Annotated in this window: 17 protein-coding genes; 7 read left to right on the top strand and 10 right to left on the bottom strand. The window is 53.5% G+C overall.

Annotated features, from left to right (window positions below; all coding sequences use genetic code 11):
• Together FJM65_RS14320 and FJM65_RS14315 are read left to right on the top strand one after the other, a co-directional pair.
• Entirely contained in the window at positions 1-1,050 is a 1,050-nt protein-coding gene (locus FJM65_RS14320; protein WP_140622229.1) for an MlaD family protein, read from the top strand.
• A gap of 84 nt (positions 1,051-1,134) precedes the next feature.
• The gene (locus FJM65_RS14315; protein WP_140622228.1) at positions 1,135-1,872 is read left to right on the top strand and encodes an EcsC family protein; all 738 of its coding nucleotides are present in this window, start codon (positions 1,135-1,137) and stop codon (positions 1,870-1,872) included.
• Positions 1,873-2,083: 211 nt separating this feature from the next.
• Here the strand turns inward: FJM65_RS14315 and FJM65_RS14310 are convergent, their stop codons facing one another.
• From FJM65_RS14310 to FJM65_RS14300, 3 genes are all read right to left on the bottom strand, one after another.
• Positions 2,084-6,484 carry a DUF7619 domain-containing protein gene (locus FJM65_RS14310; protein WP_181163728.1) on the bottom strand — a complete coding sequence of 1,467 codons (4,401 nt, stop codon included), beginning with the start codon at positions 6,482-6,484 and terminating at the stop codon, positions 2,084-2,086.
• Positions 6,485-6,769: 285 nt separating this feature from the next.
• Positions 6,770-7,219 (bottom strand): 6-pyruvoyl trahydropterin synthase family protein, encoded by a 450-nt coding sequence (locus FJM65_RS14305; RefSeq protein WP_140622226.1) that lies wholly within the window; start codon positions 7,217-7,219, stop codon positions 6,770-6,772.
• Positions 7,220-7,366: 147 nt separating this feature from the next.
• Positions 7,367-8,653, bottom strand: coding sequence for a citrate synthase (locus FJM65_RS14300; RefSeq protein ID WP_140622225.1), 1,287 nt, complete (start codon positions 8,651-8,653; stop codon positions 7,367-7,369).
• A gap of 264 nt (positions 8,654-8,917) precedes the next feature.
• Here FJM65_RS14300 and FJM65_RS14295 point away from each other — a divergent pair, with 264 nt between their 5' ends.
• Positions 8,918-9,373 (top strand): DUF4268 domain-containing protein, encoded by a 456-nt coding sequence (locus FJM65_RS14295; RefSeq protein WP_140622224.1) that lies wholly within the window; start codon positions 8,918-8,920, stop codon positions 9,371-9,373.
• A 5-nt stretch (positions 9,374-9,378) separates the two neighbouring features.
• Here the strand turns inward: FJM65_RS14295 and FJM65_RS14290 are convergent, their stop codons facing one another.
• From FJM65_RS14290 to FJM65_RS14265, 6 genes are all read right to left on the bottom strand, one after another.
• Positions 9,379-9,687, bottom strand: coding sequence for a hypothetical protein (locus FJM65_RS14290; RefSeq protein WP_140622223.1), 309 nt, complete (start codon positions 9,685-9,687; stop codon positions 9,379-9,381).
• A gap of 57 nt (positions 9,688-9,744) precedes the next feature.
• The gene (locus FJM65_RS14285) at positions 9,745-10,929 is read right to left on the bottom strand and encodes an MFS transporter (protein WP_219855992.1); all 1,185 of its coding nucleotides are present in this window, start codon (positions 10,927-10,929) and stop codon (positions 9,745-9,747) included.
• A gap of 26 nt (positions 10,930-10,955) precedes the next feature.
• A complete protein-coding gene (locus tag FJM65_RS14280) occupies positions 10,956-11,426 on the bottom strand; it encodes a MaoC family dehydratase (RefSeq protein ID WP_140622222.1) in 471 nt (156 codons plus the stop codon).
• 128 nt (positions 11,427-11,554) lie between these two features.
• A complete protein-coding gene (locus FJM65_RS14275; RefSeq protein ID WP_181163727.1) occupies positions 11,555-13,573 on the bottom strand; it encodes a DEAD/DEAH box helicase family protein in 2,019 nt (672 codons plus the stop codon).
• A 2-nt stretch (positions 13,574-13,575) separates the two neighbouring features.
• Positions 13,576-14,673 carry a hypothetical protein gene (locus FJM65_RS14270; protein ID WP_140622220.1) on the bottom strand — a complete coding sequence of 366 codons (1,098 nt, stop codon included), beginning with the start codon at positions 14,671-14,673 and terminating at the stop codon, positions 13,576-13,578.
• A 3-nt stretch (positions 14,674-14,676) separates the two neighbouring features.
• Positions 14,677-16,605, bottom strand: a complete 1,929-nt coding sequence (locus FJM65_RS14265) for a DNA methyltransferase (RefSeq protein ID WP_140622219.1) — start codon at positions 16,603-16,605, stop codon at positions 14,677-14,679.
• Between the two features lie 176 nt (positions 16,606-16,781).
• Here FJM65_RS14265 and FJM65_RS14260 point away from each other — a divergent pair, with 176 nt between their 5' ends.
• Together FJM65_RS14260 and FJM65_RS14255 are read left to right on the top strand one after the other, a co-directional pair.
• The gene (locus FJM65_RS14260; protein WP_140622218.1) at positions 16,782-17,678 is read left to right on the top strand and encodes an aldo/keto reductase; all 897 of its coding nucleotides are present in this window, start codon (positions 16,782-16,784) and stop codon (positions 17,676-17,678) included.
• 173 nt (positions 17,679-17,851) lie between these two features.
• On the top strand, positions 17,852-18,061 hold the full coding sequence (locus FJM65_RS14255) for a hypothetical protein (protein WP_140622217.1): 210 nt from the start codon (positions 17,852-17,854) through the stop codon (positions 18,059-18,061).
• Between the two features lie 15 nt (positions 18,062-18,076).
• Here the strand turns inward: FJM65_RS14255 and FJM65_RS14250 are convergent, their stop codons facing one another.
• Positions 18,077-18,409: a hypothetical protein gene (locus tag FJM65_RS14250; RefSeq protein ID WP_140622216.1), complete on the bottom strand. Its 333-nt coding sequence runs from the start codon at positions 18,407-18,409 to the stop codon at positions 18,077-18,079.
• A 344-nt stretch (positions 18,410-18,753) separates the two neighbouring features.
• Between FJM65_RS14250 and ypfJ the strand changes: the two genes are divergently transcribed.
• Together ypfJ and FJM65_RS14240 are read left to right on the top strand one after the other, a co-directional pair.
• On the top strand, positions 18,754-19,641 hold the full coding sequence (ypfJ, locus tag FJM65_RS14245) for a KPN_02809 family neutral zinc metallopeptidase (protein ID WP_140622215.1): 888 nt from the start codon (positions 18,754-18,756) through the stop codon (positions 19,639-19,641).
• Between the two features lie 222 nt (positions 19,642-19,863).
• Positions 19,864-20,316 carry a hypothetical protein gene (locus FJM65_RS14240; protein WP_140622214.1) on the top strand — a complete coding sequence of 151 codons (453 nt, stop codon included), beginning with the start codon at positions 19,864-19,866 and terminating at the stop codon, positions 20,314-20,316.
• Positions 20,317-20,325 lie beyond the last annotated feature (9 nt).

The following is a 20,325-nucleotide window of genomic DNA, read 5'->3' as shown; positions in this document are numbered from 1 at the left end:
ATGAATACGGCAGAAAATAAGCGCTCCATCATGGTCGGGATTTTCGTCCTGATCGCCATCATCATCTTTGTGATCGGTATACTGACGCTGGGCGGCCAGCAGAAGAAGTTTATAGAAAGCATAACCGTCAGTACTGTTTTTGATGATGTGGAGGGCCTGAAAGATGGAAACAACGTGTGGTTTTCGGGCGTGAAGATCGGCACGGTCAAATCGATCGGCTTTTATGGCGAGTCGCAGGTGCAGGTGGTGATGAACATCGAAAAGTCGTCACAGAAGTATATCCGCCAGAACTCCAAGGCGCGCATCAGCTCCGAGAGCCTGATCGGTAACAGGATCATTGAGATTTTTGGGGGATCGGCCGCCGCCAAGCCCGTGAAGGACGGCGACATGCTGGCCTCAGAGGCAAACCTGAACACCGACGACATTATGAAGACGCTGCAGGAGAACAACAAGAACCTGGCTACGATTACCGGCAACTTCAGCGAGATAAGTGACAGGCTGGTGCGGGGCGAGGGCACGATCGGCACGCTGCTGAAAGACTCAACCCTGGCCCAGGATTTTAAAAGTATGGTGGCCAGCCTGGAGAGCACCTCCCAAAATGCCGTGCGCGCTTCCCGCGACCTGAGCCGTTTCACCAACAAGCTAAACACGCAGGGTAGCCTTGCCAACGAGCTTTTAACGGATACGACGGTCTTCAATAGCCTGGAGACGTCGATGGCGGAGCTGGAGAAAGCCACGCAGTCGGCTTCTGAGATGGCGCAAAACCTGCAGCAGGCCAGCAGCAAGTTCAACAACGATAGCAATGCGGTAGGCGTGCTGCTAAACGACCCGAACTTTGCGCGGCAGCTGCAAAACACCATGCAGAACCTGGAAACCAGTTCCCAGAAGTTTGACGAGAACATGGAAGCCTTGCAGAGCAACTTCCTGCTGCGGGGCTTCTTTAGAAAGCAAGAGAAGGCAGAGCGCAAAGCCGCCGAAGAGGCGCAGGAACAGCAGCAGGAACAGCAGCAGTTGCCTGCTCAGCAGCCTGTGGAGCAGGAGAATCAGTAAGTATAAAAGCTGGCGCGGACCAGCTTTTATACTTTATTCCTTGAGTAGCGAACCGACTTTTAACCTTTTAGCTCTTGCCAGATCATGCCTACTCCCTACGAAGCACAAGCGTTGTACGAGCTGCAGCGGTGGCAGCACGAGATGCTGCGTGAACCCTCGGCGTTTGATAACATTTCTCGCAAGGCCCAGGTCAGGCTCAACAGCTACATCCCTGAGAAGGTGCACCAGGCGCTGACTTCGGCTATTAAGCAGATGATACAGGGCGTACTGTTTGGGGCAGATTACATTGCCCCGCAACCTTTGGTGCAGGCGCCGCTGGAAGAGCGGGAGACGCAGGTGCGGCAACAGGGCAAGTATTACCAACAGGCTGCGGCGGCAGAGGGCGGTGTAACGGGCGCAGGCGGCATACTGCTGGGTTTGGTAGACTTCCCGTTGCTACTGGGCCTGAAGCTGAAGATGCTCTATGATGTTGCGGCGCTTTACGGGTACGATGTGAAGGACTATCGCGAGCGGGTGTTCCTGTTGCACGTGTTTGAGCTGGCGTTCAGTTCCAAAGAGCACCGCCGCCAGGTATACCTGCGCCTGGCCGACTGGGAGACCCAAAAAGAACTCTTGCCTGAAGACCTTAACCAGTTTGACTGGAGAAGCCTGCAGCAGGAGTACCGCGACTACATCGACCTGGCTAAACTGGCCCAAATGCTGCCGCTGGTGGGCGCGCCGGTGGGTGCTTTTGTAAATTACAGGCTCATCGGCAAGCTGTGCGATACGGCTATAAACGCCTACCGCATGCGCTGGAGGGAGCAGAAAAAGTTGATGGCGTAAGCATTACAAGTATAAAGCAGAAGGGCCGGCAAAATTTGCCGGCCCTTCTGCTTTATACTTGTACCATTAAAAGTTAGTTCGTGCGCAGTCCTTTTTACAACCTGCAGGCAAATTCCCCTCCTCGGAGGGGTTAGGGTGGGTTTTAGGCTGATATTAAAATGTGGAGCCAATCCATATGCATTATTCAATCGATATAGTTATTATACTATGGCTAGCGCACATACAGTTTATAATGGTAAATGCCGCGGCCAGTGTGCAGGCGCAGCTGGTAAATGCCCGCCTGTGCGGTAGGCAGCTGCACTTGCAGCGCCTCCGGGCGCGGGGCGGCTATGGCTTGCTTTAGTACCAGCTGGCCCAGGTTGTTGTATACTTCTAGTACCTGCACGTCAAAATCAGCGCGCTGCAGGTCGATGGTAAAGCTGCCGCTGTTGGGGTTGGGTGAGATAACAATGGACTCGGGCAATGCCAGCTCCTGCACCACAAAATCCTTTATACTTATAGCGGCACCGCCAACTCCCCGTATTTCCACTTTTCCGGTGCTAACGCCGCGCGGCACTTGCACTCTCAGCAGCTCAGGGCTGGCACTCAGGATGCGGGCTTTGGTGCCGTTAAAGCTTACCGTGTCTTGCCTGCCCAGCGCTAAGAACTGCTGCCCACTTAGTTCCACCACAGAGCCCACCGTTCCGCTCTCTGGCTTCATTTGCACCAGCACTGGGGCCGGAATCAGGTCAAAAACGTCCTCACTCTGCGCTTCTCCTCCTGGTGTCATCACTTTTATCTGCCCGCCTGGCGCTGCCGGTATCCGTATCAGCAGCATGTTCTCGGTGGCTTGCAGTATGGTGGCCTCCGCTTGCCCCAGGTATACTTTGTTTCGGGAAGCTTCCTCGGCAAAGTTACGTCCAAAGATTTTTAACTCAGCGCCTGCTTTATCGGTGCGTTTGCTCAGGGCACTGATTTCCGGCTGTTGCCATACTCTAAAGGCTTGTTCATTTACGGCCTTACCACCCTCGGTGTATACTATAAACTTGCCTGTCGTAGCCCCGGCCGGCACGGTAATTTGTAGACCTCCGGATGCAGCGCTGCTCACCTGGCAAAGCTGGTCACCCAGGTATACTTGTGGCAGCTGGTTTGTATTCAAATACTGTCCCTGCAGCGCTACTGTACTGCCAGCTATGCCTTCTGCCGGGCTGAATGAACTGAGTACCGGCGGCTGGTATACTTCAAACATCTCCGTTGTCGTTACGCCCGCGTCTGGGGTGATAACTTTCAGGGCACCCGTGGATGCGCCTTCCGGCACCAGCACGCGCAGCTCAGAACCCGTAGCGCTGACAACAGTGGCGGCTGTTCCGTTCAGGTATACTTGGTTGTCGGAGGCTGTGGCGGCAAAGCGCTTGCCCGTGATCGTGACCTCTGCGCCGAACTTGCCCGCAGCAGGCTCAAAAGCCGTGACGACCGGGTTCGCCAGCACATCTTCCAGGTTTACCCGCACCGCCTCGTCCACTACCGGTGGCATGTCGTAGATGCGGTTAACGGTAATGTTAGTGCGCACAGGGGAATTATAGTCGAAGAAAATATCGGCAAAGTTCTCCACGGCGGTCTTCTCCGGCAGGTCTGCCTTGGGCTTAATGCTGAACTGGATGTAGCCATGGCTGCCCGGCTCGTTGGCATTACTGTCGGGCAGCATGATGTTATCGAAGGTCCAGGTAAGCACGGGCCGGCCTTTGCCGCTCACCTCCAGGCGGTGCGCATGCGAGGCAGCCCCAACCTGCAGCGTGCTTAGGTCTAGGTGCTCGGAGAGCGTGTCTACCACCACCACGCGGTAGGCCACATCTGTACCCGTGTTCTGGAAGCGGATTTTATACTTGAGCTCAGCGGTGGTAGAGGTATAATGTTCAGAGGTTCTGCCTACCGGCGTCACCAGTTTGTCGTTCGGGTCATACGAGTCTGTGATCATCACGCACTCCTCCGACACCTCTGCCTCCTCGTCGTCTGTTGGCATCAGGTTTACAAGGCCGGAACTGAAGGTAGTGCCTGCGTTGGCATCCGTGCAGGCCTCCACTGTTACACTGGCCATTGTGTTGTCGCCGTTGCCTTCCGGCTGATCCGCCTCCAGCCGCCAGGTATAGCCCATGGAAGGTACCCACAGCACCATGCTGTCGCCGGCGGCCAGTTTAAACTGCTCTTTGGAAGCTAGCTGGCCATCCACATACTTACGGAACAGCTCGTGCTGCTCCATATCGGCTGTGCCAGAGTTGCGGATCACGAAGCGGATCCTGCCCGTTTCAGCGTCGCAGCGGCCCGTGATGCTAACAGTAGGAGTAGGTTTGGCCGGAGGGTTGTTGGATGGCGTGATCCAGGCGCGGGTGCAGACGGTGCGGCCGCGCACGCGCTCATCGCCGCACGTAACAATATCTGTAATAGTGATGGTGCCTTTTTGGCCGGCCTCCATGTCGCCAATGGCAAATTCATAGGTGCCGTCGGGCAGGCGGGTGTAAGCCTTGTCTGCGGAGAGCAGCGCTACTTCCGCCGGTAGCTTTAGGTATACTTTGGCATCCGTTGCCGTAGCAAAGCCGGAGTTTTCGTAGTGTACGATTGTAGTGCTCTCGAAGCAGCGCCGGCGGCGGGTGGAGGAGACGCTGACGGAGAGGTAGGGGGTGAGGGTGACGCGGTTGGCGAAGTTGACGCCAGCGGCGGTACTGCCTCCTGCTGGTATGGTTACTGTATGTGGTAGCGCTCCTTCTGGCGAAAGCTGTTCGATGTAAGAGTGTGTCTTTCTGGAAGACAGTACCTGTGCTAACTCGTAGGTGCCTGCTTGCTCTACAGCTACGCTGTACTTCCCGTTTGCATCAGTGAAGCCGAAAATAGAACCTGGCTCCACTCTTACAGGAATCCCTTTTATGCCAGCTTCTCCGGTATCCTGTACCTCATTTAAGTTTGTGTCTACGAAGATGGTGCCCGATATGTAACTCTCTGCAATATCTGTTTCGTTTTTAAGTATAAGTGCCTGGCTGTCGTTAAGCATTGCGGTCAGCACGGTGTTGCCTTCGGGGTTAACTGATAACAGGTTTGCATAAACTGGCAAATACCCTTTCAGGTGCCCCTCCGTGTCAAATACTTCCACTGAGTTTCCGGCAACGTACACATTCCCTGTTTTATCTACTTCTATACTTTTCGGAATATTAATTTCCAGCATTTTTCTTCCACGGGTAGTGTACTGTAGTAGCAGCTGGCCATTAGAGTCGTATTTGTTTACCTCATACACCGCCTCTGTAGGGAAGCTTTGGTTTTGGAGGTGGATAATAACGTATAGACTACCGGTGGCATCTACCGCTATATCCTGAAAAACAGGTTTAGGGTATGATGTATCGATTCCGGCTAAAGAAACCACTGAAAGTAGCCTGCCCTTCCGGTCGTACTTGGCCACCTTCCCGTCTGTCAGCACATACAGTAAATGGTCTAACCCACCTGTTAGCTTATGCCTTTTAGAAGATACGGCACCGGGAATGGGGGCAAAATTGGAGATAAAGCCTCCGTACGGGTTTAACCGCTTCACGATTGAGCTGTCTAAAACGTACAGAGAGCCTTCACTGCCAATGACAATATCCTGAATAATTCCAAAATTAGCCTGCGGGTTTCCGTTTCCTATCTCTCCTAACTTGATGCCTTGTCTGTTGTATTGGTTAATTTTTCCCGTGTGTCTGTTGGCAACGTACAAGTAGTGGCCTGCACTATCGGCTGCTAGAGCGGCCACACCTAGGCCGGCTTCTGTAGGGGCAAGTTCTCCGAAAATCACCTCCCGCTCACCGGTAGGTGACAACTTAAACACCTTACCATGTTGCAGTCCGCCCGTCAGGCTACCGCTTGCTGTAACGTATATGTTTCCTTCCTTGCCGAGTCCCAGGCCCAGGTTATCGCCGGTGCGTACACCGGGCAAGGTAACATTTAAACCGCGTGCCCCATCTTCTGTGAAAGTATAAACGGTTGCATTGGAGGCATCCGCCACGTGTATGATTCCAGCGCTGCTAACCTCAACGCCCGTAGGTCGACCAAAGGTAGGGGCTCCATTGCCCGGTGTTGTAAAGGATGCAAGCAGCTGCCCCGCAGCATTAAATTTTGCAATGCGTTTGTTGCCCGTATCTGCCACATATACTGTTCCGTCCTGTGCAACGGCCACGTCGGTTGGAGTGCTCAGGGAGCTCATATCCAGCAGAAACTCTCCCTCATTCGTAAATTTCCGCACCACATGCTTGTAAACGTCTGTGATGTAGATGCTTCCGTCCGGTGCAACGGCTATTCCTTCAACATAAGAGGAGGTATAGGCATTGGCTAAGAGGTTTTTAAACTTGTGTAACAAGTTGCCTTCACGGTCATACTTGTACAGAATCAAGCTATAAGAGTCCCATACATATACATTACCGACAGCATCTGTCGCTACTGCGCGGGCGCGCCCCCTAAAGGGTACGTCGTCTGTGAGTATATCCCGGTTAAAAGTACCGTCCGGCTTCAGCACCCTGACCTGGTAGCTGTCGGCAATATAAATCATACCGGTTTCGTCTATCGCAGCGCCCACGGGTGTAGACAAGGTGCTGCCAATAATGTGCTTTGTTTTCAATAGCGCTTGACAGAAGCCACTTTGATAAAACGCAAACAAAAAAGCAAAGAGGAGTAAAGCTGTTCTCATAGGCTAAAAGTGAAAGGTTGTAAAATAAAGTATAGGTTGTTCATATACAGAACTTAAAGGTATACATTTTAATCTAAATATATAGCTTTTTTGAAAGCTGCACCTGCTGCTAAACTATAGCTGCCAGAGAGTAAAACGGCGGCGGTAAAACAAGAACAGCGGGCTTTATACTCTCTCACAAGTATAAAGCCCGCTGCCAAATATACATCTGATAGGTTACCGGTTATCCTCCGCGTACCACTCTGCAAAGGAGTTCTGCGTTTCCCAGAGCTTGAGGTGGTGCAGTTTCACATAGTCTGGAAGGAATTGCTTAAGGCGGTGCTGAAAATCGATGAGCATGTTCTCGCAGGTGGGCTGGTAAGGCGTGAGCACCAGCCTGTGCTCATACTTGCGCAGCAGCTCCAGCAGGTCATCAGGGGAGCCTTGCGGCAGTACCAGCGCATGGTCGAACTGCTGAATGATGTGCTCCTGCACGATCGCCTTTAAATCCCCGAAGTCCATCACCATGCCGTTTTTCGGGTGCTCTTCCTCCACCAGTGGCGTCCCGATAATGGTAACTTCCAGCTTATAGGAGTGGCCATGGATGCGGCGGCAGGGGCCGTCGTAGTGTAAGAGGGTGTGCGCCGTCTCGAAGGTGAAAAGTCTGGTAAGCCTGATCTTTGCCATCAAGTATAGATCCTAAATAAAAGTATACGTGCAAGGTAGGCCGGCGGTAGCAAGTATAAAATGACGCCGGTCATTGCAAGGCAGGCGTAAAAAGCAAAAGGCTGACCCGTGGGGCCAGCCTTTTATTTAATTTATGTAGCTGCGGTACTAGCGCTTTTCCACCGGAATGTAGTCGCGCTCTGTCTCGCCGGTGTACACCTGGCGCGGACGGCCGATTGGCTCTTTGTTCTCGCGCATCTCTTTCCACTGTGCAATCCAGCCCGGCAGACGGCCCAGGGCGAACATCACCGTGAACATGTCGGTTGGGATACCGATGGCGCGGTAGATGATGCCGGAGTAGAAGTCCACGTTCGGGTACAGCTTGCGGTCCACGAAGTATGGATCGTTCAGGGCAGCCTCTTCCAGTTCCTTGGCAATGTCCAGGATCGGATCGTTGATGCCCAGTGCTGTCAGTACTTCGTCAGCGGCTTTCTTGATGATCTTCGCGCGTGGGTCGAAGTTCTTGTAAACGCGGTGTCCGAAGCCCATCAGGCGGAACGGATCGTCTTTGTCTTTGGCTTTGGCGATAAACTTCTTAGAGTCGCCACCGTCGGCTTTGATTTGCTCCAGCATCTCGATTACCGCCTGGTTAGCACCGCCGTGCAGCGGGCCCCACAGGGCGCTGATACCAGCAGAAACAGAAGAGTACAGGCTAGCGTTGGCAGAGCCTACCAGGCGCACGGTAGAGGTAGAGCAGTTCTGCTCGTGGTCCGCGTGCAGGATCAGCAGCTTGTTCAGGGCATCTACTACCACCGGGTTGATCTCGTAATCTTCCGTTGGGTAAGCAAACATCATGTGCAGGAAGTTAGAGCAGTAGTCCAGCTTGTTCTTTGGGTAGTTAACCGGATGCCCGATAGAGTTTTTGTAAGACCAGGCCGCAATGGTAGAGATCTTGGCCATCAAACGGATGATGGACAGGTCCAGCTCCTCTTTGGATTGGTTCGGGTTAAGCGACTCCGGGTAGAAAGCGGTCAGAGAGCTGATCAGCGCAGAAAGGATGCCCATTGGGTGCGCCGCAGACGGAAAACCGTCCAGGATTTTGCGCATGTCCTCGTTTACCAGCGTGTGCAGCCTGATTTTGTTGCTGAAGTCGTTCAGTTCGTCAGCAGTCGGCAGCGATCCGTAGATCAGCAGGTAAGCCACCTCAATAAAGTTGGATTTCTCCGCCAGTTGCTCAATTGGATACCCTCTGTAGCGCAGGATGCCCTTTTCGCCGTCTAGGAAGGTAATGGCGCTCGTAGTGGCACCCGTATTTTTATAGCCTGAGTCCAGGGTAATATAGCCCGACTGTGCGCGCAGAGAAGAAATGTCAATAGCTTTTTCATTCTCGGTGCCCTCTACTACAGGCATTTGGTAAGATTTACCGTCTAAAATTATTTCAGCAAATTCTGACATGTGTATTAGTTTTTATGTCCGTTGTTGTGTCTAATAATGAAAGCGAAATTAGACAAAATTGTTCTAAAATGAAACGCTGCGGCGCCATAATATCTGTATTTGGCAATGTTATGAAACACAGCATTGCGGCAGCCTTTATGATAAACGTTAAAGTGCGATAAAGTTTTGCCGAGGGGGCAGATTTCATCAACTAAAAGAAGTATCAACCAGGTGGCTAAAGAGCATGTTTTGCCACAGAAGCAGTTAAATGAGTATTTTTGCCGCATGTATACCCGAGAACAAGCATCCCAGCTACGCCAACAGTTCTGGACAACCTTTGGGCAATACCTCTCGCCGCAACTGTCGGCGGAAGGGTGGAAGGTGAACTGGCTAAACTATAAAACCGGCGTGAAGGACGTGTTTTTCCGCATGGATGCCGACAAGAAGCGCGCCTACATTGCCATAGAGCTGGCGCACCCGGACACCGAGTTGCAGGAGCTGGTGTATGAGCAGTTTCTGGAGCACAAGACCATGCTGCACGAGGCGCTAGGCGAGGAGTGGGACTGGGTGCTGCACACCACCGACGAATCCGGACGCACCGTGAGCCGCATTTACAAAGAGATTGCCCCTGTCAGCGTCTTCAACAAGGAGGATTGGCCAGCGCTGATTTCCTTTCTGAAGCCCCGCTTGATAGCGCTGGATGCCTTCTGGAGCGATGCCAAGTATAGTTTTGACGACTAGCGGGCTTACCAGGTCGTGTCGTCTTCGGAGTTTGTAAAGCCAAGCCCGGGGCGGTAGCGGGTGCCTTTGCCGTGCAGGTGGTCCCACATGTCTATTTCCATCTTGAGCTTGTCCAGGCGCATAAACTCTTCCCAACGCTCTTTATCCTCCTGGCTAAACTCAGCCACCAACTCCTGCAGGTGCAGCGTGCTTTCCTGCTGCTGGGCCACCAGGTGCGGGTTGGTGCGTAGCAGCAGCTCAATCTTAATCCGGAAGTAGGTGTTCAGCTCCTTGTAGCGTTCTTCGTTCCAGTGCTCCAGGTTCGGGTTTTCCATTTAAGTGCAATTTAGGTGAGGGGGGTAGTATAAGTATACCCTGAATCAGGGGTATGGTTAGGCAGCCTGTCGTTTTTTGCGCGAAAACAGCAGGTGCACCCCCAGGGCAAGCGCCGAAAACACCAGCCCCACGAGCACCACGCCGTTCCAGCCCCATAACTGCCAGGCATGCGTGGCCAGCAGGGTGCCGGTAGCGCCGCCCAGAAAGTACGTGAACATGTACACGGTGTTCAGCCGGTTCCGCGCCTCGGGATACAACGAGAAGATAATAGCCTGATTAGAAATGTGCGAGCCCTGCAGCCCCAGGTCCAGCAACACCACGCCTACCACCAGGCCCACCATGCTATAGCCAAAGAAGCCAAACACCACATACGATAGCAGGATCATAGCCAGCGTGGCCAACTGTATGTAGTGGGTGTCGTATCTGTCGCTCAGCCTGCCCATCACCGAGGCCATGATAGCGCCGCCAGCACCCACCAGGCCGAAGGCGCCTGCCACATCGCTTCCTTTAAAGAAAGGCGGGCCTTCCAGCAGAAAAACCAGGGTGGTCCAGAAGCCGCCGAAGCAGGCAAAGGAGAAGGCGCCGCGTGCCGCCGCCAGCCGTAGCTTAGGCTCCTGCCGGAAAAGGTCCACCAGCGATTTCATCAGGCGTTTGTAGCTGCCACTGAACGAGGGGTGCACCTCGGGCAGCAGAAAATAAATGGCCACCCAGAGCAGCACCATCAGGCCCGCTGCCATCAGGTACACAGCGCGCCATCCCAGATACTCCCCAATAAAGCCGCTGAGGGTGCGGGAGAAAAGAATGCCCACTAGCAGACCGCTCATTACGGTGCCCACGGCCTTGCCACGCTCCTCGGGTTTGGCCAGATGGGCCGCCAGGGGCACAAACAGCTGCGGCACCACACAACTGGCGCCAATTAGCAGGCTGGCGGCCATCAAAGTATAAATATTCGGTGAGAAGGCAGCCAACAACAGCGACAGGATGATGAGCACAAAGTCGGTAAGTATAAGGCGCTTGCGCCGCAGCATGTCTCCGAGCGGCAGGATAAGCAGCAGGCCGATGGCATAGCCCACCTGCGCCAGCATGGCCACCATGCCCGCACTCGACTCGGATACCTGAAACGTGTCTGCGATTTTTACCAGCAGCGGCTGGTTGTAATAATTGTTGGCGATCACCATGCCTGAGGCTACTGTCATGAGCCAGAGGGTGGTGCGGGTAAGCTGCGGTTGCGGTGAATTCATACTTATACTACGCCCGCAGAGGCAATTTATTCATCATTAAAGTGATACAGGAAGGTGATGATACCGGTATAAGCGGGCTTTTTGCTGTTCTCAATCTCCAGCGCCACTTCCAGTCGTGCTTTGGCAATGCCGCGCAGGTTCTTTACCGACAGCAGCTTGGCCCGCAGGCGCACCCGGCTGTTTACCGTTACCGCCTGGTTAAAGCGCAGGCTCTCGATCTCGTAGTTAACCTGCATTTTGAGGTTCTGGATGGTGGCTATCTGCGACCACAGGTATGGCAGCAGCGACACAGTAAGGTAGCCATGGGCAATAGTGGCTCCGAAAGGTGTTTCAGTTTTGGCGCGCTCCGCGTCCAGGTGTATCCACTGGTGGTCGAGGGTGGCATCGGCAAATTTGTTTATCTGCTCCTGCGAGATGGTATGGTACTCCGACACGCCCATCTCTTTGCCTTCATACTGCGAAAGCTCTTCCAGGTTGCTGATAACTAACTGACTCATATAGTTGTAGGTTTAGGACTTGTGTTTACGTGCGTATAATAAAGCTAATATACTATGTTTTTATGAGAGATTTGCCTGAGCGCCTCCTGTTTTTATACTTGTGCGGCTAGTTTTTTTGCGCCTCCGGTCTACTTGGCAGCGATAGGCGGCGCGGCGGCAGGTGCAACACGCGATAGCTCTACGGAGATTTCGCACAGCACTTGGTAGGCTATCTGCAGCTTTTCCGGCGGGGGCAGGCGCTCGGGCTGCTCCCTATTGCCATTAACACTCACCTGTACTTCCCCTAAAAAAAGTGGCGAGGTGATAAACTCAGAAACGGACGGCAACTGCGGGAAAAGCGTTTTTAGCCGGTCGAAATGGTAAAAGGGCAGCCGGTCCATGGCTTTGCGGAGCACTGGATGGCCTAAGGAGAGCAATTTTATAGTATGGCTTTCCTGCGGCGGCAGTTCCGGGGCCACCTCGCCAAGTATGGCCGACTCACTGGTATAGCCGGAGGCAAGGGTAAACTGGTAGCGGCGGTTGCGCAGGGTCGCAGGCAATTCTAAACCCCTGAACTGACTCTTTTCTTTCTCCGGGCTGACCTGGCGAGGCGTGTTGGCAACAGCCTTTCGCGGCACCGGGTTTGCAGCTTTAATGCCTATCTCCACCAAAGCCTTGTTTAGCTCCGAAATGTAGCGCGGATTGTAGGAAGCATGGTAGTAGAGCTCTTCGCAGATGCGCAGCTCGTTTTCCAGGTCATCATCATACTTGCGCTGGTATTTGGGCTGGTTTTCGTGGAGCTGAAACGGATAGTAGCGGGCCCCGCGCCCGATCAGCTGCGCCTCCGACATCGTGGTTCGGCCTATTTTCCCGGTATTCTTTTCAGTATCGCGGGTATCGTACAGGCGCACAATATCGAAGAGGTTGAGCACATCCCAGCCTTCGTTTAGCTTGTCCACGGCAAACACGGCGCGGTACTGATTTTTCTCCTCCTCCAGGCTGTTAAGCAGGAGCTGCTTTTCGTCGCTGTCGTTCCGGCTGTCAACTACCAAGCACTTTTCCTCCGCAAAATCCTCCTGCAGCTCGGCTACCAGGTTTTCAAGTGTTATTCCTTTGGCAGCAAAATAAGCGAAAGACCGGTGCAACACGGTGTCCGTGTGCAAGTGTTTTAGGTGGTTGAGGAAGGTAGCGTCCAGTGTTTTCATGCCCTGCACAAAGGCAGCAAAGAAGGCCTGGCTTTCTGCAATGCTCCTGGACTTAAACAGCAGCACCGGCTTTACGTGCTTGCCCTTGCCTTCGAACACCTTGCGGCGGTATTGGCTAAGGATGATGGCCTGCACAGCCCGCTCAAAAGGCGGCAGCTCGGCCTGTAGCACTTTTACCTCCTTCGAGTAGCCGTCTTTCCGGAACTGCCGCAGCGGGTAATCAAACAGGAGCTTGTCCTCATACTTGGCTTTTACCTCAGGGTTGGTAAAATCGGCGGTGGCCGTAAACTCCAGCAGAATATTGTCGGGGTTGGCGTGGAACAGCTTTGTGACGGTGCTTTCCCAGCTTGTCACAGCCTCGGCTTCCTCTTTGCTCAACTTTCCTTTTTTGGTCTCTGCATTAATGTGGTGCGCCTCGTCCGAGAGCAGCACGATCTTCCGGTCCTCAAAGTCCTCGTAGGTCAGGCTGTTCTCGCGGGGCGTGTTCAGCCGGGAGTGCAGGCCCTGGATGGTGGTAAACACGATGTGTAGATCGCGCCCGTTGGCCGCCTCAAAATGCTGCACCTCCTTTAGCGCCACTTGCGCCCCATCCATAAAAAGGGCAGGGGCGAAGAGGTACTTGGAAGAAAGGGGGTTCAGGAAGTTATCGCGGGTCTTTTCGATGATGCTGGAGCTGTTCACGAAAAAGATGAAGTGGCGGTAGCCCAGCCGGTAGAGGTGCAGCAGGCAGCCAGCCATTACCAGCGTTTTGCCGCTGCCGGTAGCCATGTGGAAGAGCAGCTGCGTGGGCCGCGGCCGGGTAGGGTGCTGGTTCAGGTAAGTTATAAAGCGCAGAAAAGCCTCCCGTTGGTAAGGGCGCACCTGAAAGTGCGGGTTCAGGTTATGCGTTATCTCCTGAGGCAGCGCCGTGGCCTGCACGTCCATACTAATAGTTGCTGGATTCTGTTGGTTGAGGGTCTGCATGGTTAGGCCTGGTTGCTGCATAAAGCGGACAGGAGCGCCGGAAGCTGCTGGCGGTCGTTTGTCACTTTCTTTTTAAAATAATAATACAGCGATGGGAAAGTCTTGTTCAAGGGGTTTAGTGGCGGCTGATGTATGGTTTTGTTCATTTTGCCATCGCAAAAGGAAAAGCTGACGGTGCTGTAATTTACGCATATATCCTGTTCTATACTTACTGGTTTGTTTTGTTTAACATAGCTGTGCAGCCTGGCTTTGTAAGCATCGGCCTCCTGCCACTTGGGTTTGCCCTTCTGCTCAGGGAAGTATGGCATGGTTACTTTTTCCAGCTCTTTCAGCACAAAGCCCGGCTCGTGCTGCGCCCACGTAACGATGAAGAGCCGCAAGCCCGACTGCACCCGCAGAATTTCCTGGGAGGTCCACCTTCTGATGTCATCGCTATACTTTAGCTGTACCCCCGATGCCCCCTGCACCTGCCGGACGTTTTTGCACAGGAAGTGGTCGTTGTTGCAGTGCTGCATTACGCCGGTGTCCCGGGCGTTCTGAAACTCAATCATACCTAGCGGCTTGTGCTGCTCATCTGTAAAAAAGCAGTCGATGTTGGTGGGCCAGGCGGTGCCATACTTTCTTAGCTCCTGGTCAAAGTAGGGCAGGTCGGCTGATTCGCGGTAGGGTTTGGTAGATACCCACCCTTTGATACTGGCCAGCCAGTCGGCAAACGCTTTAAAGGAGTTGAACGTGCGGACGTGCTTAATGTCAATCAGGGAGGGAATCTCCAGGAGGTATACTTTCTCCCGCTCATTGCTGTACAACACGTAGCTCAGGGGCAGGTTAAAGTGGCGGGCAAACCGGATCTTCCGGTCCAGGGCGTCGGGGGCTTCCAACTCCACCAGCGCCTGCAGCACTTCCTGCGGGGCCGACTTGGGCCTGTCGTCCACCGTTACGCGGGCCCGCTCCATCAGGTGCGTCACCACATTGGCGTTGCTCTGGCTGCAGCCTTCTATCGCTTCAAAAAAGAAATCGGTGAGGCGTGCCAGCATGGCCTTTGCCCAGTTGTGCGGGTCGCTGCGTTCCGATGTTTCTTTCCTGAAGTTAGAAAGCGCCATGTGTCATGTCATCTTGTAGAACTGATGCGTGAGACGTTTGGTAACCTCCGAGAAGCCGAAATCGGCATCGTCCATCTCTGCATACGGCACGTAGAGCCAGTTCTTGTCTAAAACCGCTATCAACGCCCGCCTAAGGTTCTCTACGGAGTCCTCTGCCTGCACCGCGGCCAACACCTGCCGCAGGGGTTGTGCCAACGAATAGGTTACAAACGGGCTCGCCAGCACTTCCGCCGCCAGTTGCCGCAGCGCTTCGGGCGTGTAGCAGGATTGTACTTTTTCGATCAGGTTTTGGTTGCAACCGGCCAGCTCGCAGTAGGTTAGGCTGTCTTCCCCGAGCACTTTCTGGATGCGCCTGCGCGTTACCTCCTCAATGTAATCCATCTGCTCGCAAAGTATAAACGTGCGGCTTGTGCCCTGTTCCTGGTTTACCTCCAGCACTGCCTGCGCCGTAGAACCGCTGCCGGCAAAAAAGTCCAGCACGATGTCGTTTTCGGAGGTAGAGAACTTGATGATCTTCTTGAGCAGGTTAATGGATTTGGGGTTATCAAACACCTTCTCGCCCATCAGCCGGGATAGGGCGCTGGTGGATTTCCGGTTGTCTTCGTAGAAGTAGCCCTTCAGCAGCTCGGTGGCCGTTTCGATGCGCTTCTTTATTTTCGGGATGGTGGTTTCGTCCTCGCCCCACAGCACATTGCCCGCCTGGTCAGCTTTCCAGAACGTGTCGGCGGGCCAGCGGTAGCCGTTGGCGGGCTTGCTACATACTTTGCCCGTTACAGGGTGGGCGATGTCGAAATCGTAGCCGCCAGGCTTGGTGTTGGCCGAGTTGCCGGGGTAAAAAACACCCTGTTCATCCACATACGTATAATGCGCCACGCCCGAGAGGTCATACTCGTTGGTTTTCTTTACGCTGTTGATCCAGTTGCGCAGGTGCTTCTCTATCAGGTTGGTGTCTTCCCCATGCTTTGCTTTCAGCTGTTCATACTTCTCCATAATCAGCCGTGCCTTTTCAGACTGTATTTGCCATTTTGGGAGGCTGCCCTTGTCGCGGGCATAGCACAGCACATACTCATGCTCCACTGAAATTTGGGTGGCGTTGTTGTCGGTGGCCGTTTCCCAGATGATTTCCCCCACAAAGTTATCGCGGCCAAAAATCTCGTCGCAGAGCACTTTCAGGTAGGCCTGCTCGTTCACGTCGATCGAGATAAAGATCACGCCATCGCGGGTGAGCAGCTCCCGGGCTATTTCCAGCCGGTTCTTCATAAAGGTAAGCCAGGCCGAGTGGTTAAAGCTATCGTTGTAGCAGAAGCTGTCTTTGCCGGTGTTGTAGGGCGGGTCGATGTAAATCAGCTTGATACTGCTGCGGTATACCTGGCGTAGAGTATGCAGCGTCACTAGGTTGTTGCCTTTGATGAGGTAGTTGTCATGTTTAGAAAGCGCTGTCACTTCCTGCTCGCCCGCTGCGGTTACTTTCTTCCAGTTGGTGAGCACCTTGGGCTCCAGCAGCCGGTCTATTTCGTCGGGGGCCAGGGTTTCGTTCCAGAATACCTCCTGCCGCCGCTGCTCGTTTCTGGCCTGCCCGCCTTCCAGCACGCAGTCTTTGTAAGGGAAGGAAAGCACCACCTCTTTGGCCTCGGTGAGGTAGCTGTGGTTGGCGGTAAGGCCGATCTTGTTCTTAAAGGAAGTATAGCTGTCGGGCAGGAACTGCTTGTTGCTGATAAACCTCTGGAAGCTGACCTTGTCGAATACGAGCACGCCGTCCACTTCCTCAAAAAAATGCTGGCGGGTGATGGTGTCTGCGGTAAGCAGGCGCAGCAGTTCTGGCTTTAGCTGCAAGGCCGCCTCCATCACTGTGTTCTTCAATAGTTTCCCGTCTGCGGCAAAGTGCGGGTCGCTTTCCAGCACTGCCTTCACGTGCTCGTATATTCTCTGCATTGTCTTTGTGCTTGTATACTTGCGAGAGCTTCAAAAGGAGCTCCTCCTAAAAAGCGAAGATACGCAAGAAATAGCTTTGCGTGTCGGAGAGAAGCCGGGGCTTCTGTAAAATGCGGAAAAACCCTGCGCTGCGTTTCAGAGTTTTATACTTTCATAGCACGTCATACCATACCGCCATGAAGTATAAACTACTCGGAAAATCAGAAATAAAGGTAAGTGAGGTGAGCTTCGGCTGCATGTCGCTGCAGGGGAGCCAACAGGAGAGCACACAGATGTTGCACCGGGCGCTGGACCACGGCATAACTTATTTCGACACAGCCGACCTCTACGACAAAGGCCGCAACGAGGAAACTGTAGGAAAGGCTTTTCAGGGCATGCGCGACAAAGTGATCATCGGCACCAAAGTCGGCAACCAGTGGCGCCCCGACGGCAGCGGCTGGGACTGGAACCCCCGCAAAGCCTACATCCTACAGGCCGTAGAGACCAGCCTGAAGCGCCTGCAAACCGATTACCTGGACCTCTACCAACTGCACGGCGGCACCATAGACGACCCGATAGACGAGACCATAGAAGCCTTTGAGCTGCTGAAGCAGCAGGGCAAAATACGGTGTTACGGCATTTCCTCCATTCGTCCCAACGTGATACGGGAGTATGTGCAGCGCTCGAGCATGAGTAGCGTAATGTTGCAGTACAGCCTGCTGGACCGGCGCCCTGAAGAGGAGGTGCTGCAGCTGTTGCAGGAGCACCAAATCGGTGTGCTGGCGCGGGGTAGCCTGGCGCAGGGGCTATTGGCCGGAAAATCAGCTAAATCCTACCTAAGTTATACGTTAGAAGAAGTGCAGCAGGCCGCAGATGCAGTACAAGCAGTGGCAGGTGCTTCCCGTACCATGGCTGAAACCGCCGTGCAGTATGTCCTGCATCACGCTGCCGTTACTTCTGCCGTGCTGGGCATCCGCACAGGAGCGCAGCTGGACCAGCTTATAGAAGTTGCGCAAGCCCCGGCTCTGAAGGCGGAGGAGGTAGAGGCGCTGCAGACAGCTTTGAAGGCAAATAAGTATGAAGCCCACCGTTAAAGCTGTACCTCTTTATACTTTGCTCGTATTTCTGAAATAGGTAACGCTATCGAAACACCGGTGGCAAGGTTGTGATAGTTAGCAAGTTAACGAATGAAAGCATGCCTGTGCGGTAGCCTGCGTAGTCGAAGGAGATGACCAGGTGAAGCACGTACAGGAACGTATAAACAGCTATGGAAAAGAAGAAGTATATCTGCCGGTGGGGCGACTGGGACGAGCGGGCCCTGAACACCTACGACGACCGGGAAAAAGAAGTAACCCAGGATTATTTTACCGACCAAAACGGGTACGACGAGGAAGACATCAACGCCATCGACATGCTGGAAGTAGGGGAGCAGTACGACGTGGGCTCCGGCAACCAGATAGTAGAGCGGATAAAATAAGTAGGGGAAAAGCCCTTACAGCAAGCGCACTTTGGAGTAATGCACCTCCAACTCGTCGGCTTCCAGGCCCAGGGTGATGCCCTGCAGCAGGATGCGGTAGTTTGGGTGGCCGGGGTCGCGCAGGTCTTGCTCAATATCGCTGATGGTGGTTTTCAGCGGGTCGCCTTTAAAAAAGCGCAACCACAGGGCTTTGCCGCTATCCTCTTCTTCCTCCTCCTCCTCATCAGCCATAATCTGCAGTTCCATCTCCCGCAGCCGCTCCAAAAGCGTGTCCAGGTCTATCTGGTTGTCGAGGTAGGCATTAAAGGCTGCCTTGGCCATAGGTATGTAGTGGGTTTGCTCGGTCATGGTATGCTGATAACGAATGAAGCGCAAGATAGGGCAAAAGCCCGTAGCATCGAAACTATAAATTAGGGTTGCCGCTTTAACACCTGTTTTACTTGCCTGGCGGTGAAGTCGGGACTGGGACAGAAGCCTTTTTTTTCAGTATTTCGGTGATTATTCCATCGTGCTGCAGGAGCCCCTATGCGTTCTCTTTATCGGGCACCAGCACCGGTAGAAGCATTCCTTTTAAATGGCGTGCATCCAAGTATAGCTGCCTGCCGTTAAATTGTCGGATATGGGTACAGACGTTAGCGCAAATTAGAAACTCCATACCCCGACTATAATTCACTTCAATACAATAAGATTTTATGAAATGGCAAGGCAGAAGAAAAAGCAGCAACATAGAAGACCGTAGAGGGCAGTCAGCAGGTGGCGGGGGCATGAGCCCCATGCTGCTTATCCCTTTGTTCCGGCTCCTTTTCTCGAAAGTGGGGCTGATTATTGTGGCGGTGCTCTTGGCGGTGATGTTCTTGACCGGGACCAACCCCCTCGCACTCCTGCAGCAGTTTGTGGGCGGCGAACCGCAGTATGCCCAGACAACCGAATACCAGCCAAGCCCGGAAGAGCAGAAGCTAGCCGACCAGACGGCTGTAGTGCTGGCAGATACCGAGGACGTCTGGAACAAACTGATACAAGGGTACAGAGAGCCCACCCTGGTGTTGTTTTCGGATCAGGTAAACTCGGCCTGCGGGCTTGCCTCCGCAGCCACGGGGCCTTTTTACTGCCCCGGCGATGAAAAGCTGTACATCGACCTGAGCTTTTTTGGCGAAATGGAAAACAAGCTGGGTGCGGAAGGGGACTTTGCACAGGCCTATGTGGTGGGTCATGAGGTGGGGCACCACGTGCAGAAACTCACAGGCACCATGGAGCAGGTAAACGCTATGCGCGGCCAGCTGTCCGAGGTGGAGTTTAACAAACTGATGGTAAGGCTAGAGCTGCAGGCTGATTTCTATGCCGGCGTGTGGGCCAACCATACCCAACGGGAAACCGGGTTTCTGGAGCCCGGTGACCTGGAAGAAGCCCTGAACGCAGCCAGCGCCATCGGCGACGACCGCCTGCAAAGGCAAGCCACCGGCAGGGTAATGCCAGACTCCTTCACCCACGGCACCTCCGCCCAGCGGGTGCGCTGGTTCAGAAAAGGCTTTGAGACAGGCGATGTGAACCAGGGCGATACGTTTAATGCTGTCGAGTTATAACGCAGAAGCAGTTTACCGGCAGCTATACAACAGAAAGCCTCTTCAGCGCTGGAGAGGCTTTTTATATACCCTGCTAGTGCAGGCTTGCCTTATCGTGAAGTTAGTAAGCTCGGCTTAATATGGTGTGCATACTGTCAGTAGAGCACTTTTAAACATTTAAGTTGAAAGTTTTTTCTACCTTTAGCACTACCCTCTTGCTTCCTGCCTTCTAAATCTATCTTTATGCAACTCTTCCGGAATTCATACTTTAAACTTGATTATGATCCAACTACGGATGTGTTGTTTGTGGATTTGCCGGATATGCGTACGGCCGGACTGAGTGAGGCAAAGCTTTGTTTCAGTATTATGCTAGACTATGTGATGAATTACCACATCCGGAACATCCTTCTGGATTCGAGCAAGGCAGTAGTTGAAGTAGAGGATACCTTATACCATGCCTTAATTTACGAAGTGTCAATGCAACTAAAATCAACTTCGCTGCAGCGAGTGGCACGGGTGGTAAGTAACCTTCCAGAGCTTGAGGTAAACGCTGTGCTGGTACAGGGCGAAGTGCTGGAAAGCCAGGGGCCAGTATACAAGATTCAGAATTTCAGTACCAAAGAGCAAGCCTTTGCATGGTTATCAGTTAAGACGACGCAGGGTGATCAAACTCAGAACTCTTCCATCCCCTGCTAAGAAAGCATT

Source organism: Pontibacter mangrovi (assembly GCF_006385705.1).
Lineage (GTDB): Bacteria > Bacteroidota > Bacteroidia > Cytophagales > Hymenobacteraceae > Pontibacter > Pontibacter mangrovi.
This window is presented reverse-complemented; position numbering and strand designations above follow the sequence as displayed.

What these genes read in the sequence shown, in the direction of transcription:
- FJM65_RS14320 (WP_140622229.1), top strand. Translation starts at nt 1, where the DNA reads ATGAATACGGCAGAAAATAAGCGCTCCATCATGGTCGGGATTTTCGTC.
- FJM65_RS14315 (WP_140622228.1), top strand. Translation starts at nt 1,135, where the DNA reads ATGCCTACTCCCTACGAAGCACAAGCGTTGTACGAGCTGCAGCGGTGG.
- FJM65_RS14305 (WP_140622226.1), bottom strand. Translation starts at nt 7,219, where the DNA reads ATGGCAAAGATCAGGCTTACCAGACTTTTCACCTTCGAGACGGCGCAC.
- FJM65_RS14300 (WP_140622225.1), bottom strand. Translation starts at nt 8,653, where the DNA reads ATGTCAGAATTTGCTGAAATAATTTTAGACGGTAAATCTTACCAAATG.
- FJM65_RS14295 (WP_140622224.1), top strand. Translation starts at nt 8,918, where the DNA reads ATGTATACCCGAGAACAAGCATCCCAGCTACGCCAACAGTTCTGGACA.
- FJM65_RS14290 (WP_140622223.1), bottom strand. Translation starts at nt 9,687, where the DNA reads ATGGAAAACCCGAACCTGGAGCACTGGAACGAAGAACGCTACAAGGAG.
- FJM65_RS14285 (WP_219855992.1), bottom strand. Translation starts at nt 10,929, where the DNA reads ATGAATTCACCGCAACCGCAGCTTACCCGCACCACCCTCTGGCTCATG.
- FJM65_RS14280 (WP_140622222.1), bottom strand. Translation starts at nt 11,426, where the DNA reads ATGAGTCAGTTAGTTATCAGCAACCTGGAAGAGCTTTCGCAGTATGAA.
- FJM65_RS14275 (WP_181163727.1), bottom strand. Translation starts at nt 13,573, where the DNA reads ATGCAGACCCTCAACCAACAGAATCCAGCAACTATTAGTATGGACGTG.
- FJM65_RS14270 (WP_140622220.1), bottom strand. Translation starts at nt 14,673, where the DNA reads ATGGCGCTTTCTAACTTCAGGAAAGAAACATCGGAACGCAGCGACCCG.
- FJM65_RS14265 (WP_140622219.1), bottom strand. Translation starts at nt 16,605, where the DNA reads ATGCAGAGAATATACGAGCACGTGAAGGCAGTGCTGGAAAGCGACCCG.
- FJM65_RS14260 (WP_140622218.1), top strand. Translation starts at nt 16,782, where the DNA reads ATGAAGTATAAACTACTCGGAAAATCAGAAATAAAGGTAAGTGAGGTG.
- FJM65_RS14255 (WP_140622217.1), top strand. Translation starts at nt 17,852, where the DNA reads ATGGAAAAGAAGAAGTATATCTGCCGGTGGGGCGACTGGGACGAGCGG.
- FJM65_RS14250 (WP_140622216.1), bottom strand. Translation starts at nt 18,409, where the DNA reads ATGACCGAGCAAACCCACTACATACCTATGGCCAAGGCAGCCTTTAAT.
- ypfJ (WP_140622215.1), top strand. Translation starts at nt 18,754, where the DNA reads ATGAAATGGCAAGGCAGAAGAAAAAGCAGCAACATAGAAGACCGTAGA.
- FJM65_RS14240 (WP_140622214.1), top strand. Translation starts at nt 19,864, where the DNA reads ATGCAACTCTTCCGGAATTCATACTTTAAACTTGATTATGATCCAACT.